This window comes from Tenacibaculum jejuense, assembly GCF_900198195.1.
Lineage (GTDB): Bacteria > Bacteroidota > Bacteroidia > Flavobacteriales > Flavobacteriaceae > Polaribacter > Polaribacter jejuensis.
On record NZ_LT899436.1, the window covers coordinates 1,425,067 to 1,439,643 of the forward strand.

Sequence of the window (14,577 nt, forward strand, 5' to 3'; positions counted from 1 at the left end):
TTAATATTAGTTATTTTGTTTTTCAACATCATTCCAAATATAGAAAAATAATTAGGTAAATCAAATTGAAATAGTTGGCGGAGAAAAAGACTTGTCCTTATTTTATTGAGTGTTTTTGTTAATTATTTTGTTGAAAACTAAACAAGGCTACAGGTAAAAAGAAGATGATCTTGTAGTAGCTTTATATTATATCAATTTTATAACTAATGTCGTTATCCAAATTTGAATCTATGTTAAAAACCAATGAAGTATACTTTTTCGATACTTCTGAGTTTGAAAATATAGTGGAACATTATTTAAATATTGGGAAACATTCTTTAGCAAAGAAAGCTCTACAGTTAGGATTAGAACAGCACCCTGAATCAATTAATTTAAAATTATTAAGAGTAGAAATCTTGATATTTGATAATGAAATTGAAAAAGCAGTCAATTTGCTATCCGATATCGAAGCTATAGAACCTCACAACGACGAGGTTTTTATTCAGAAAGCAACAATCTTATCAAAGCATAAAAAACATAAAGAAGCTATTGAGATTTTAAAACAATCGTTAGAGTTTGTTCAAGATCCTATAGATGTTTGGGCTATGATAGGAATGGAATATTTGTATTTAGATGATTATGAAAATGCAAGATTCAATTTTGCTAAGTGTATTGATGTAGACTTCGAAGATTATTCTTCACTCTACAATATTGTGTATTGTTTTGAGATGGAAGAGAATTATGAAGAATCAATTAATTACCTGAGAACATACATTGAAAAAAATCCATATAGTGAGGTCGCTTGGCATCAATTAGGTAAACAGTATTATGAATTAAATAAATATGAAGATGCATTACAGGCATTTGAATATGCAGTTTTGATTGATGATAGTTTTATTGGTGGATATTTAGAAAAGGCAAAAGTGTTAGAAAATTTGCAACGTTATGAAGAGGCTATTGAAAATTATATAGTTACTCTAGAACTAGATGATCCTACAGCATATGCATATACAAGAATAGGAGAATGTTACAATAAACTAGACAATAAAGAAACAGCAATTAGTTACTACAAAAAAGCTGTTTATGAAGATCCTTTATTAGATAGAGGCTGGTTGTTATTAACTAATATTTATTACTCTGAAGGAAATTATAATAAAGCAGTTTACTACATTAACAAAGCGTTACAAATTGATGATTCAAATCCTGTTTATTGGAGAAAATATGCAGATATAAATATCAAGCTTAACTTTTATGAAGAAGCAGTGAAAGCTTTTCAAATGTGTGTGAATTTAGGTGATATTGATATTGAAATTTATCTAGCATTAGCAGATGTATTACTGTTTTTAGGAGAATTTGAAGATGCACTAAATATCCTTTTGAAAGCAAAAAAAGTATACAAAGATTTTGCAGAGATAGAATATAGATTATTTGGTTTGTTCAAAATAAATCATAAAGATGAATATGCTTTTCTACATTTAAGAAAAGCACTAGAAATAGACTTTGACCATCACGAAATGATTAAAGATTTATTTCCTTCTGTTTATAAAGACAAAGAAACTCAGAGTTTTATTACAAACTTTAGTTTACTCCAATAGTTTTCTTTTCCATAATTGCTGGATAATTATTCCAGATATAATTGTTAGCACAGAAAGCACCAAAGCAGTTCCTGTTTTACCATAAATCCAATTTCCAGTAGCAAATAAGAAACCATAAATTCCTATTATGCTACAGAAAAAAGCAACAATTTTAGCGCCAATATTTTTAAACTTACTTTCATTACCAAAAATCAACTGATTAAAATTATCTAAAGTGTTTTTATCTGTAGGTTTAGTTGTTAACGTAACAATTATCCATGCTGCAGTAGTAAGAAAAACACCTATAATTAGTTGCCAATAATTTTTTTCTATAAGAGGTTCCGCCATCTTGTTATTTATAAAAAAGAAAATAGCGATTAAAAAAGATACAGCCATAGCAGCAATTTCGCTATATGGATTTATTCTATGCCAAAACCACCTTAAAATGAATAAAAGTCCAGTTCCTGCTCCGATTTGTAATAATAAATCAAAAACATCTTTGGCTGATTCTAAAAAATAAGAGAAAGAAGCAGCCATAATCATTAATATAACTGTAGAAATTCTACCTACAATTACTTTTTGTTTTTCTGAAGCATCCTTATTGATAAAACGACTGTAAAAATCATTTACAACATAAGAACTTCCCCAGTTTAACTGTGTAGAAATAGTACTCATAAAAGCAGCAATTAACGAAGTTAACACCAAGCCTAATAAACCAGCAGGCAAATACGTCATCATTGCAGCATAAGCTACATCGTCACCTCTCATTTCTTCTGTTAGATTAGGAAAAGTATTGTTAATACTAACTAAATCAGGAAAAACAACTAATGATGCTAAACCAACTAAAATCCATGGCCAAGGTCTAATTGCGTAATGTGCAAAATTGAAAAATAAAGTAGCCCAAGTCGCATTTTTTTCATCTTTTGCAGCTAACATTCGTTGTGCGATATATCCGCCGCCTCCAGGTTCAGCACCAGGATACCAAGTACTCCACCATTGAACCGCAAAAGGAATAATAAATAAAGTGATTAAAGTTTCTTTATTTGAAAAGTCAGGTAATAAATTTAATTTGCTTTCAACAGAAGTATGTGCTAAAAGTTCTTGAATTCCACCAACCTCAGGAAGATTTACTATATATATAGTTGCCCAAACAGAACCAACCATTGCAATAATAAATTGAACAAAATCGGTTAGTAAAACACCTTTTAAGCCACCTAAAGAAGAGTAAATAACAATAACTATAGAAGAATATAATAATGTTTCTGTTCGTGATAAGTCTAGTAAAATGGTTGCAATTTTTGCTCCAGCCAAACACACTCCAGCCATTGTGATAACATTGAAAATAACTCCTAAATAAATAGCTCTAAAACCTCTTAAAAAGCTAGCTGTTTTACCAGAATATCGTAATTCGTAAAATTCTAAATCTGTGGTTATTCCAGATTTTCTCCAAAGCTTAGCATAAAAAAATACGGTTAACATTCCTGTTAATAATAAAGCCCACCAGACCCAGTTTCCAGATACACCATGAGTTCTTACAAGCTCAGTAACCAAGCCTGGAGTATCAGCAGCAAAAGTTGTAGCAACCATAGAAATACCTAATAGCCACCAAGGCATGTTCCTGCCTGAAAGAAAAAAATCAGCACTACTTTTCTTCGCCGATTTAGATGCTCTTATTCCAATGTAAAGAGAAAGTAAAAAGAAAATTATAATTATTGAATAATCTAGAAAAGTGAGCTTCATTTGAGTAAGTTTATGCTAATGTAAATAATTATTTTAAAAAGGGAAGAAATACGTAAAAAATCGAAAACGATTTCGCATTTTTATCTCAGAAAACAGCAAAATATAAGTAACTTTGATATCAACATTTATGGGACAAAAAGTAAAAAAGATAGCAGTTATGACTTCTGGAGGAGATTCTCCAGGGATGAATGCAGCAATAAGATCTGTTGTAAGGGCAGCAGCATATTATCGAACAGAATGTATCGGAATATATAGAGGATATCAAGGGATGATTGAAGGAGATTTCACTCCAATGTCAGCTCGTAGTGTCAACAATATAATTCACAAAGGAGGAACGATTTTAAAATCAGCTCGTTCTAAAGAATTCATGACTAAAGAAGGTAGAGCGAAAGCTTATGAAAACCTTAAAGAAGAAGGCATAGAAGGATTAGTAATTATTGGAGGTGATGGTTCTTTTACAGGAGGCGTTGTTTTTAATAGTGAATATAATTTTCCTGTAATTGGTATTCCAGGGACAATAGATAACGATATTTATGGAACTTCTCATACTTTAGGTTACGACACAGCTTTGAATACAGCAATGGAAGCTATAGATAAAATTAGAGACACAGCTTCTTCTCATAACAGATTATTTTTTGTTGAAGTAATGGGAAGAGATGCAGGTTTTATAGCTTTAAATACTGGAGTTGGAGCAGGAGCTGAAGAGATTTTAATTCCTGAAGAAGATTTAGGTTTAGAACGTATGCTAGAATCTTTAAAGAAAAGTAGAAGATCAGGAAAGTCGTCTAGTATCGTGGTTGTTGCAGAAGGTGATAAATCAGGTAAAAATGTTTATCAACTTGCAGATTATGTAGAGGAGAATATGCCAGAGTACGAAGTTAGAGTTTCTGTTTTAGGACACATGCAAAGAGGAGGTTCACCAACCTGTTTCGATCGCGTTTTAGCTTCTAGATTAGGTGTTAGAGCTGTCGAACTACTAATTGATGGTAAATCTAATGTAATGGTAGGTTTAAAGGATAACGAAGTTGTTTCGACTGATTTAGAAAAAGCAATCAAGGGACAAAACTCAATAGATAAAGAATTATTAAGAGTGTCGGATATCATGACGACATAAATCAAATAAAACAAACAATAAAAATGATTAAAATAGGAATTAATGGATTCGGAAGAATAGGAAGATTAGCTTTCCGTTCTGCGATCCAAAGAGACAATATTCAGATAGTTGCAATTAACGATTTATTAGATGTAGATTACTTAGCTTATTTATTAAGATATGATTCTGTTCATGGTCGTTTCAATGGAACTGTAGAAGTAAAAGATGGTAATTTGGTTGTAAATGGACAAACAATTAGAATTACTGCCGACAGAAATCCAGAGAACTTAAAGTGGGATGAAGTTGGTGCTGAGTATGTTATTGAATCTACAGGTTTCTTTTTAACTAAAGAAAAAGCTAATTTACATATTAAAGGTGGAGCAAAAAAAGTAATAATTTCTGCACCATCTAAAGATGCTAACATGTATGTAATGGGAGTTAACCATGATACATTAACAGCAGATGAAACTATAATATCTAACGCTTCTTGTACAACTAATTGTTTAGCTCCTTTAGCTAAAGTAATTCATGATAATTTTGGTTTAGAAGAAGGATTAATGACTACAATACATGCTGCAACTTCTGGTCAAGATGCTGTAGATGGACCAAATTCTAAGTGGAGAAGAGGTCGTTCTGTATTACGTAATATGATACCTACTTCTACCGGAGCTGCTGTTGCAGTTACTAAGGTTATTCCTGCTTTAGAAGGAAAGTTAACAGGTATGGCTGTTCGTGTTCCTACTGCAGATGTATCTTTAGTAGATTTAACTTTCAGAACAAAAGAAGCTACATCACTAAATGAAATTTTAGCTAAGTTAGAAGAAGCTTCTAAAGGGGAATTAAAAAATGTAATTGGTTATACAACTGATGAAGTGGTTTCTCAAGATTTTGTTTCTGATATTAGAACTTCTATTGTTGATGCTGGAGCAAGTATCGAGTTAAATGAGAACTTCTTTAAAGTGATTTCTTGGTATGATAATGAATATGGCTATGCTACTAAGATTGTAGACTTATTAGAGCATGCAGCTTCATTATAATTAGAAATATTTGAAATGAATAAAAAGCACCTTATTTAAGGTGCTTTTTTTATGGGGTATTATTTTATAAGGATTATATGAGATGTTTTAATAAGATTAAAGGCCCATTTTTCATTTATTAAGACCAATGAGCCTTTTTAAAATTAAAATAATTAATATGAAAACAAATTATTTTTACCAAGTGAAAGTTTCACCAGTTGAAAAATCAGTTAAGGTACCGTTACCATTAGCATTCCAAGAAGATTTGATTGTAAGTGTATTATTTTCAAAAATTTCAAGACTTCCAGAGTTGTCACTATTAGAAACTAATACAAATCTACTTCCTTGGTTATCGGTGAACTCACAAGTAACTGAAGTTTCAGTAACAGATAATCTAAAATTTAAGGCAACACCTCCATTTTCAGTATCGTATATATTAAATTCAGCAAGGCTACCGTCTTTTAAATTATATCCATCCATGAATTTACCATTAAATTCAGGACCTTCCACATTATAAACAAAAGTAAATCGATCTACTAATTCAGTAATGTTGTAGTTTACAGTAGTAATACCATCTGACCAAGTATATGTCTGAGAATTTGAAGCATTACTATTTCTAGAAGCTAAATTTGTTCTTTGCTCAACTGCATTAGAAGGAATAGCAAACAATGAAGTGAAAGATGTACCTAATGCTTGAAAAGTTCCAAATATGGCTACAGTTTGTTGAGCTCCTGTATTAGAACTACTGGTTAAATTACTAGGTAATTCTATAGAAGTAATTTCCTCTACAAGACTATCATTAACTTCTGAAAGATCTCTATCATTTATAAGATTAGTGTCATCATCACTATCACTACATGCTGTTAGCGCTACTAAACTAAATGCGATTAAAAAGTTTTTTAAATTTTTCATTGTTTCTGTTTTTTATTGTTTGTCGTTTTTATTTATAAGTTATACATAACACCTATACTAAATAAGGCTTGATCAAATGCACTTAAAACATATTTAGCTTCAAATACACCAGTTAAAGAAGAAGATAAGTTGTAGTTTAAACCACCACCAACGTTAAATCCTATTTCAGTGACTGAAGCACTAAAACCAAAAGCGGAAGCACTAGATCGAGTTACGTTTAAACCAGCCAATGGATATAACGATAATCCATCTTTTTGTGATAGTACGTAATGTGCATCTGCATTAATTCCAATTAAAGAAGAGCTAGCTCCTTGAGTACTTTCTCCAAAGAAATAATTGAATGATGGAGAAGCGTGAAATTTATCAGTTATTCTAAACGTAGCTTTAGCACCAATTCCAAATTCAGCGCTAGTTCCGTATGCAGCTTGGATTCCAACTTTTGTTTGTGAAAACATTGCTATTGAAATCATCATAAATAAAAAAGTAAATGTTAATTTTTTCATCGTATTATTTGTTGTTTTACATCCTTTAATGATGAAAAAAGAAAGAGGTAAACATTTTAAGAAACTTTTTTTTGAATTTTATAAGCTGACGGAGTATTTACAGATAAATAAGATTGAAATGTCAATTCAATTTTTAGTTCTTATCAAGCTAGATGCAGCTATGTACAATCATAATTACTTTAAATAAAAATTGATAAAGAAATTTGTTTACTTTTTTTGAGCTAATACATTAATTATCAAAATATATTCAATAATATATTTAACAATACTCCTATTAAATCATTGTTTGAATAAAATATTAAACAGAATAGTAAATGAATAAATCCTCCTTAATTGATAAATATTTTCAAAATTCATTGTCATCAGAAGAACGTTTAATTTTAGAGAAATTACTTAAAAATGATTCTGATTTCTATAAAGAATTTTATTTCCAAAAAAATGTAGCAACAGCAATTGCTATCTTAGAAAGAGAAAACATTAAAAAGTATTTACAGGGTATCGAAAGAGAAAATTTTAAGAAAAATTCAGTCAGTTTTTCTTTGAAATGGTTATTGGCAGCATCAATAGCAATTTTAACATGTATAGGCGCATCTTTTTTTATTTCCTCAGATGACTATCATACAGATTTATACACCCAAAATTTTACAATATTCGAAAATGTAATTTATCCATTAAATAGAGATGATTTAAGGAATAGTCTAGGGAAAGAGGCATTTATTTATTATGAAAATAAGGAGTTTTTCAAAGCTATTGAAGGGTTTAAAAAAGTATATAATAAAACAAATAATGAAGAAATGTTCTTGTATATAGGAATTTCTTATTTAGCCGTTAAAGAGTTTGAAAAAGCAAATTTAATATTGCAAGAATATTTAACAACACAAGGAAAGTATATTTCTCATGCGCATTGGTACCTAGCTCTAGGAAATTTAGCATTGAATAAAAAAAATCACACAAAAAAACATCTTAGTATAGTGATAAGACTTTCTCAAGGTTTTAAAAATAAAGATGCTAAAGATTTACTTGAAAAGTTGTGAAAAACGTTTTTTGAAAATAAGAATTAAAACTAGTGGAAGGATTACATAAAACAACCAGTAATAGTTAGTATTAACTATTGCATCCGTATTACCATTTATAACAAAGCCAGCCCAAAAAAACGGATGTTTTAGTTCTTTAATACTTTTCTGTAAGTAATCTTTTTTTGCATTTTGTAGCGCTTTAGATTTACTAGATCCTTTATTTAACTCACTGTAAAAAGTACTCATTATTTCAGCTGAAGATTTATCATTTACTTTCCATAAACTCTTTACTAGCGATTTTGCTCCTGCAAAGGTAAAGGCTCTTGCTAAACTGATACTACCTTCTCCATTTTCTAATTTTCCAATTCCTGTTTGGCAAGCGCTTAAAGTGACCAAATCTGCATTTAGCTTTGTATTATAAATATCTTTAACATACCATAAGTTACTTTGCTTTTTGTTGGGGGTAAAAGCTAAATATGAAAAATCAGGAAATTCATCGTTAGCAGAAGCATGAGTAGCAAAATGTAAAATTTGATAGTCTTTTAATTTACTTTCAATATTATTGAGTATTGCATCTTTACCTATAATAGTATCGGTTTTAAAAATGCGAGCAATATTTTCGACTTCTCTTTTGTTAAAAATTAACGGACTAAAATCTGCTCTACTAACAGCATTAGTGTTGGTATTGTTAAACTCAGGAGCTACAGCCAATATTTTATTTGCGTTGTCATGATTGTATTGAATCTGATTTATTTCTTCTTGTAGAGTAAAAGAGTTACCATAACTTATCGTTTTAGAATTAACTACATAGTCAATTTCCTTAGGAGAAATTGATAAAGCTTCAAATGGAATATAGTGTAAAAAACCATCTGGTAAAATAGTTAAGTCAGCTTTGTTTTTTATAACATCAGGGATTAATTTATCGTATAACTCATAAGAACTTTTATTCTGGTATTTGTTTTTAAAGTTTGAAACTATTTCATAAAAAAGCAACACTTCTTTTTGAAATTTTGCATTATTTTCAAATCTTAAAAAGTCGATATTATTCTTAGTAATTATGAACTGATAAATATGTTTTTTTCCATACAAGAAAGAAATCTTACCTTCAGATTTAGATAAGTTAGATTTTATTTTATCTAAGGAAATAACCTCATAATTATATTTTAAGTTATGATATTTGGGTTGTGTTACTTTTATAGAATCTAAGTAGTTGTTATATATCTCTCTGGCTTCAATGAGTTCTTTTTGTTTTTCTTTAGAAGTTTTTGATACATAAATATCGGTTTCTATTTTAGAAATATTCGCTTGTAATTGTTGCTCTTTATCAATAAGTTCCTGAGGGATATTATTGAAAATTATAGCTTTAGTCAGGTTTAAAACCTCTAAGAGTTGTGTGGATTTACTCTTCTCTAATATAAAGAAAGCATGATTTAAGTAAGAGATTTCTTGTGTTTTATTATAGAGCAAGAAACACTCATTTAAAGCAGTTTCAAAAATTGGATACACATTATTAATTAGAAATTGTTTATCATTTTTATGTTCCAAAGTAGGTTTAATTTCATCGAGAACCTTAATTGTAAATAGACTTGTAGTCAGTGCTTTTTCTAAATAGCTAACGTTTATAGAGTTCTCATAAAATTTAGTGAGTATTTTTGATTTTAAATGTAGGATTTTAATAGTATTACCATTGGTGAAAATTTGCTGAATAGACAGATTTTCTGAATCGTTTTTATCTCCTATAAAAGTCAAATTTTCAATGGCTTTATTTACAATGATTAAAGCTTTTTCATAATCTTCAGATCGATAATGAATATCGGCTATTTTATGTAAAATTAAAGCGATGTCAATATGTTTACTATTATTTCTATATATTTTGTAGGCTTGTAAACTTTGGTTATAGTAATGCAAAGCATCTACATGGGCACCTTTTTTTGCGTATACATCACCGTATAATTCGAGAAGAATCTTGTAAAAAGGATCTTTTTTTCGATACACTTTTTCTGAATTTGATAAGAGTTGAAGTGCTTCATCGGTATTATTAGAAAGTGTGTATGCGTTTATTAAAGCTTGATAAGAAGTGATAAGTGAGTTGGTATAATTTTTTTGTTTGTAAAACTGTAGAAGTTCTCTTAATAAACTAATTCCTTTATCGTACTGCTTACGGGAATTGTAAATTTTAGCCATGTAACCTTTCAGTAACATTTTTCTAGATTCAACATCTTCAAAAAAATCAGGATATTTTTCTAAAAGAAGATTGGCTTTATCGTGAAAATTAATAGCAGAATTATATTTCCCTTCACTTGTGTATATACTGGTTAAAAAAGAATAAATACTACTTAGATTTGTAATATTTTCTTTAGAGTTAGTTTGCGATTTTAATGTGTTGTATAACTTTAAAAAAATAGGTTTAGATCGTTTGTAATCTTCTAATTTAAAATAATAATTCCCTTTATTTAATTCAAGATGTGATAACATTCCATCATAGTTTTCAGCAGGAAATGAATCTCTATTTTGCTTTAGTAATTTTTCTAAGTTATTTAAGTTACTTTTTAAAACAGGCAAGTTGTAATGATAATCACTAACATAAATTATGTACGACAATACATTAGCTTTACTATCATACCATTTTTGTTGATTCGCTAACTTTAAAGCTTCGTTAAAATAGTAATAAGCGCTGTCTTGATTAGAATATATATAGCGATAAGCATCAGCTGTATGTTTTTCAAATTTTAGAGTGTTTATAGAATCGTTTTGCGCTTCAGAAAAAAAGTAGAGTAGGAGGAATAAAAAAAGTAGTTTAGCTCTCATAATCCAGTTTGGTATGAAGCTAAACTACTAATTATTTAATGAATAGAGGAATTTTTATTAATCTATAGTTGCGTTAATGTCATAAGTAATTTCTCTTTCATGTACTGGTGAAAACTTAGTAATACTTAATGTTACATCACCAGAATAATCTTTTTTCTCCAATCTAATAGTTGGTAATCCTTCAAAATTTTCAGCAGGAAATAATTCTTTGTTATAACTAATAACTTCTCCTTCTTTAGTTTTAATTTTTACTAAAATTCCTTTAAGATCTTTGTTTGTGACGATAAAATTATAACTACTTAAAGGTATTCTACAACTTGTTATCTTTTTAGGACAAGGTACTGGTGGAGGAGGTAAACCTGGTACTCTTGGACGTATTCTGAAAAATTTAAGCGTCTGCTGATTTTTTTCTATACTTTTTTGTAACGCCTCTAGTTTTTCAATCAATTCCTCTTCGCCTTGTTCAATTTTAAGGAGTAGATCTTCTTTTAATTTGTGCTGTTTTACAATTGTATTTTCTAAATAAAAAATATACAAATCCTCTTCATAGTAAGAATTATCCTGATTAGGTTCTTCACTTCTAATAAGTAAAACTTTTTTGTTTTCATTAGAAGTAATAGTTTCATCTATATTTTCTAGCTCTGAGTTATTTGAACAAGAAAAAATTAAAACTGGTACAATTAATAGTTTAATTAGTGATGTTTTCATTTTGTGTTAAATTATATGTTCCTAAACGTTAGTATAAACTAAACTTCAAAAGTTAACACAAAAAAAAGAAAAAAATAATAATTAGCTTTTTATGGCAATCATACTGATCTCAACATTCACAAATTTCGGAAGGTTTGCAACTTCTACAGTTTCTCTAGCAGGAGCAGTATTTTCATCAAAATAAGTTGCGTAAACTTCGTTTATAGCTGAGAAATTGTGCATATCAGAAATAAAAATTGAAGTTTTAACTACGTTATCAAATGTCATTCCTGCTTCAGTTAAAACAGCTTTCATGTTTTCTAAAACTTGTTTAGTTTCTGATTTAATATCATTTAAAACTAATTCTCCAGTTTCAGGGTTAATAGCTATTTGTCCAGAAGTATATAAAGTGTTTCCAGTTAAAACTGCTTGATTGTATGGTCCTATCGGAGCTGGAGCGTTTTTAGTATTTATTATTTTTTTCATTAGAATAAAGTTGGTTTATGTTTTAGAATAATCTTCTATCTGGTGGTTGACGTTTATCCCATTTCAAATCGCTTAACATCGATGATTTAACTCCAATAAAAAAGTTATATGAAGTAAAGTTTCCAAACGGAACCCAGTTAAAGTTGAATCGCCAGCTATCTAAATCTCTAGAGAAATTTAAAGTGGTAAATGAAAAAGCACCATTCAAAATATCATAAGAAGATCTAAAATTAACTTTCCATTTAGGAGTCAAATCTATACTTCCGTTAAAACCTACTGTATGATTTTGAATACCAGCTCTATTAAATCCGTTGTTAGAATAATTAGTAGAATATACAAAACTTAAATTCCAAGGTATTTTAGAACGATATAAATCTGCTGTTTTTTCCTTCACTTCGCCAGGTCTTGAAGGCTGTTGTGTAGAAAATCCATTAATAGCTTGATTGTCATTTATTCCAAAAACATCAGGAGGATTATTAGGATTGTTATTTTGATTTTTATTGTCTTTATTATCCTTATCAAAATCTTTACTAGAGAAACTATAGTTAGCAGTTAATGTAGCGCTACTTAATCTAAAAAGAGAAGAATTAAATTTATCTATCCGAACTCCTTGAGAGGTAACTTGATAAGGGTCTAAACTACCAGATAAGTTGACAGACATTTTATTTTTAAACAATTGTGTTCCAGCAGAAAAGTTTACATTACTCCATCGTAAACTGTCTGCAGCCATATTATAACTGGTGTTAAAATTTAAGTTATTAAGGATTGTTATTTTTTTATCCTCTTCAGAATCATCATCTTCACCAGGTTTCACTTTAGCTTCTATTACATTATTTATACCAAAATTTAATAGGTTAGAAACACCACTACTGGGTTGCCCAAAAATTCCAATATTATCATCAAAAGGAGTATAAGTAATAATTCCAGATCTGTCTCTAACTCGTTCCTGAAAAGGAGCAGCAAAGTTTGGAGCATAACTCCAAGAAACTGTTGGTCGAACAGTATGACGAATTGCTTTTATTCTTCCTTTAAATTTAAAATCACCATATATATTAGTAGTTAAACCTACACCAAAGTTATATCTGTTAAAGCGTTTGAAACCATTAATAGTATCATTTACAGCTCTGTTTTGTTCAGGATCAAATCTTTTTTTTATGGTTGCAAAATTCCAAATGTCGGTGTAATTAAAGTTAGGAGATAAAGTAAAATATTTAAAAGCTTTAATATTTGTGTTCGCTCGAACTTCATGTTGAACACCAGCTCTTGCATCTTCAAACATTTTTGAAGTGAAAAAATTATCTTCTTCAGTACTAATACTATATCTTCCTTGTAAAGTATACGTAACACCTATTTTTTGTAACGCATTTTTCTTTACACCACCAGTACCAGCAAAAGGATAAATTCTATCCATATTTACCTGTAAACTAGGTAGTGTAAGATTTACAATATTATTATTTGAGTTCTGACTATGAGTTAGAGTAACATTCATATTGAATGGAGTACCAACAAACTTTTTATAGTAACTTATAGATGAGTCAAATGAGTTTCTTAAGGTTTGATTTTGATCAATTTGATTTAAAGATTGTCTAAAAAATTGGCTACTACTACTTACATTTACACGCGCTCTAAGATTGGAATTTGGACTCGATTTTGGATCTTGCTGATGATTCCACGTAATATTAAAGTTTGTCGATTTAGAAAAATCACTAAAACCTCTAATACTATTGGTTAGATTTTGAAAACGAATACTCACACCACCAGAAAATTTATAACGTAAATTATAATTTGAACTTGCATTTAATGCCCAACTTCCATTAGAGTATATGTCACTAGTAAGTTCTAAGTCAAAATAATCGTTAATAGCGAAATAATATCCTCCATTTTGTAAAAAGAAACCTTGCTGATTGTTTTCTCCCCAAGAAGGAATAATAAATCCTGAAGATCTTTTCTCTGTTAAAGGAAAATAAGCGAAAGGTAAATATAAAGGTGTAGGAACATCTGCGATTACTAAATTACTTCCTCCCACGATAATTTTTTTACCAGGCACTAACTTAGCCTTATTTGTTGCAATATGATAATCTGGTCTATCTTTTTTTGAAGTGGTGAAACGAAGCCTACTCATATATATGGTAGAATCATTAACCTTTTTGGTTTTTTCACCATAAGTTATCATTTCACCTTGCACCGTTTTTACACCATAAACTAAGGCTTTTTTTGTTTTAAAATTGAAAAGAATAGAGTCTTGTTCAGATTCTTGTCCGCCTTGTTTAAAAACTGGACGTTGTGCATATCCAGTACTATCTTTTATACCAGTAGCATAAACTGTATTGTTCTTATAACTAATAATAATCTTACCAGCCTTCAAGTCTATATCACCATATACTAAATGTGCATTATTATATAATGTAACGGTTTTATTTTTGGCATCCTGTATGGTGTAGTCTTCAGCATCATGTGTAATGATATGATCAATAACTTCTTTAGGTTTAATTATTGAATCTTTTACAATGGAATCAGACTTAATAGTTGGAATACTATCTTTTTTTATATTAAGTTTTGAATTCTTTACCAGAGCTTTAGCAGAGTCTCTTTTTACAACTGGTTGATTCGGAATTTTATCTTTTCCAATTTCTTGAGCAAAATTTATTTTCAAACAAAAAAATGATAAAATTAAAAGTATGTACAATGAATTTGCTTTCAATTCGATAAATGCTATTTTTGTGTTTAATAAAAGTATGGCTCAATGTTTGAAGTGCCAAATAA

General features: G+C 29.4%; 11 protein-coding genes. 4 read left to right on the plus strand and 7 right to left on the minus strand.

Annotation, left to right across the window (positions count from 1 at the left end):
• Window positions 1-230: 230 nt before the first annotated feature.
• A complete protein-coding gene (locus AQ1685_RS06500) occupies window positions 231-1,574 on the plus strand; it encodes a tetratricopeptide repeat protein (RefSeq protein ID WP_231970256.1) in 1,344 nt (447 codons plus the stop codon).
• Here the strand turns inward: AQ1685_RS06500 and AQ1685_RS06505 are convergent.
• Entirely contained in the window at window positions 1,563-3,293 is a 1,731-nt protein-coding gene (locus AQ1685_RS06505) for a sodium:solute symporter family protein (protein WP_095070511.1), read from the minus strand. The two genes, AQ1685_RS06500 and AQ1685_RS06505, sit on opposite strands and share 12 nt — an antisense overlap.
• A gap of 127 nt (window positions 3,294-3,420) precedes the next feature.
• Here AQ1685_RS06505 and pfkA point away from each other — a divergent pair, with 127 nt between their 5' ends.
• Both pfkA and gap read left to right on the plus strand, forming a co-directional pair.
• Complete coding sequence (gene pfkA, locus AQ1685_RS06510; protein WP_095070537.1) at window positions 3,421-4,407, plus strand: 6-phosphofructokinase; 987 nt, start codon at window positions 3,421-3,423, stop codon at window positions 4,405-4,407.
• 23 nt (window positions 4,408-4,430) lie between these two features.
• Entirely contained in the window at window positions 4,431-5,423 is a 993-nt protein-coding gene (gap, locus tag AQ1685_RS06515; protein ID WP_095070539.1) for a type I glyceraldehyde-3-phosphate dehydrogenase, read from the plus strand.
• A 174-nt stretch (window positions 5,424-5,597) separates the two neighbouring features.
• Here gap and AQ1685_RS06520 read toward each other — a convergent pair whose 3' ends face one another.
• Together AQ1685_RS06520 and AQ1685_RS06525 are read right to left on the minus strand one after the other, a co-directional pair.
• Window positions 5,598-6,314: a hypothetical protein gene (locus AQ1685_RS06520; RefSeq protein ID WP_095070541.1), complete on the minus strand. Its 717-nt coding sequence runs from the start codon at window positions 6,312-6,314 to the stop codon at window positions 5,598-5,600.
• Between the two features lie 32 nt (window positions 6,315-6,346).
• Window positions 6,347-6,817 (minus strand): outer membrane beta-barrel protein, encoded by a 471-nt coding sequence (locus AQ1685_RS06525; RefSeq protein ID WP_095070543.1) that lies wholly within the window; start codon window positions 6,815-6,817, stop codon window positions 6,347-6,349.
• A 314-nt stretch (window positions 6,818-7,131) separates the two neighbouring features.
• Between AQ1685_RS06525 and AQ1685_RS06530 the strand changes: the two genes are divergently transcribed.
• Complete coding sequence (locus tag AQ1685_RS06530; protein ID WP_095070545.1) at window positions 7,132-7,851, plus strand: tetratricopeptide repeat protein; 720 nt, start codon at window positions 7,132-7,134, stop codon at window positions 7,849-7,851.
• Here AQ1685_RS06530 and AQ1685_RS06535 read toward each other — a convergent pair.
• The 4 genes from AQ1685_RS06535 to AQ1685_RS06550 all read right to left on the minus strand — a co-directional run bounded on the left by AQ1685_RS06535 (window position 7,834) and on the right by AQ1685_RS06550 (window position 14,467).
• Window positions 7,834-10,641: a CHAT domain-containing protein gene (locus AQ1685_RS06535; protein WP_095070547.1), complete on the minus strand. Its 2,808-nt coding sequence runs from the start codon at window positions 10,639-10,641 to the stop codon at window positions 7,834-7,836. The two genes, AQ1685_RS06530 and AQ1685_RS06535, sit on opposite strands and share 18 nt — an antisense overlap.
• 57 nt (window positions 10,642-10,698) lie before the next feature.
• The gene (locus tag AQ1685_RS06540; protein ID WP_095070549.1) at window positions 10,699-11,349 is read right to left on the minus strand and encodes a hypothetical protein; all 651 of its coding nucleotides are present in this window, start codon (window positions 11,347-11,349) and stop codon (window positions 10,699-10,701) included.
• An 81-nt stretch (window positions 11,350-11,430) separates the two neighbouring features.
• On the minus strand, window positions 11,431-11,814 hold the full coding sequence (locus AQ1685_RS06545; RefSeq protein WP_095070551.1) for a RidA family protein: 384 nt from the start codon (window positions 11,812-11,814) through the stop codon (window positions 11,431-11,433).
• 22 nt (window positions 11,815-11,836) lie between these two features.
• On the minus strand, window positions 11,837-14,467 hold the full coding sequence (locus AQ1685_RS06550) for a putative LPS assembly protein LptD (RefSeq protein WP_231970257.1): 2,631 nt from the start codon (window positions 14,465-14,467) through the stop codon (window positions 11,837-11,839).
• Window positions 14,468-14,577 lie beyond the last annotated feature (110 nt).

What these genes read in the sequence shown, in the direction of transcription:
- AQ1685_RS06505 (WP_095070511.1), bottom strand. Translation starts at nt 3,293, where the DNA reads ATGAAGCTCACTTTTCTAGATTATTCAATAATTATAATTTTCTTTTTA.
- AQ1685_RS06545 (WP_095070551.1), bottom strand. Translation starts at nt 11,814, where the DNA reads ATGAAAAAAATAATAAATACTAAAAACGCTCCAGCTCCGATAGGACCA.
- AQ1685_RS06520 (WP_095070541.1), bottom strand. Translation starts at nt 6,314, where the DNA reads ATGAAAAATTTAAAAAACTTTTTAATCGCATTTAGTTTAGTAGCGCTA.
- AQ1685_RS06530 (WP_095070545.1), top strand. Translation starts at nt 7,132, where the DNA reads ATGAATAAATCCTCCTTAATTGATAAATATTTTCAAAATTCATTGTCA.
- pfkA (WP_095070537.1), top strand. Translation starts at nt 3,421, where the DNA reads ATGGGACAAAAAGTAAAAAAGATAGCAGTTATGACTTCTGGAGGAGAT.
- AQ1685_RS06500 (WP_231970256.1), top strand. Translation starts at nt 231, where the DNA reads ATGTTAAAAACCAATGAAGTATACTTTTTCGATACTTCTGAGTTTGAA.
- AQ1685_RS06525 (WP_095070543.1), bottom strand. Translation starts at nt 6,817, where the DNA reads ATGAAAAAATTAACATTTACTTTTTTATTTATGATGATTTCAATAGCA.
- gap (WP_095070539.1), top strand. Translation starts at nt 4,431, where the DNA reads ATGATTAAAATAGGAATTAATGGATTCGGAAGAATAGGAAGATTAGCT.
- AQ1685_RS06535 (WP_095070547.1), bottom strand. Translation starts at nt 10,641, where the DNA reads ATGAGAGCTAAACTACTTTTTTTATTCCTCCTACTCTACTTTTTTTCT.
- AQ1685_RS06540 (WP_095070549.1), bottom strand. Translation starts at nt 11,349, where the DNA reads ATGAAAACATCACTAATTAAACTATTAATTGTACCAGTTTTAATTTTT.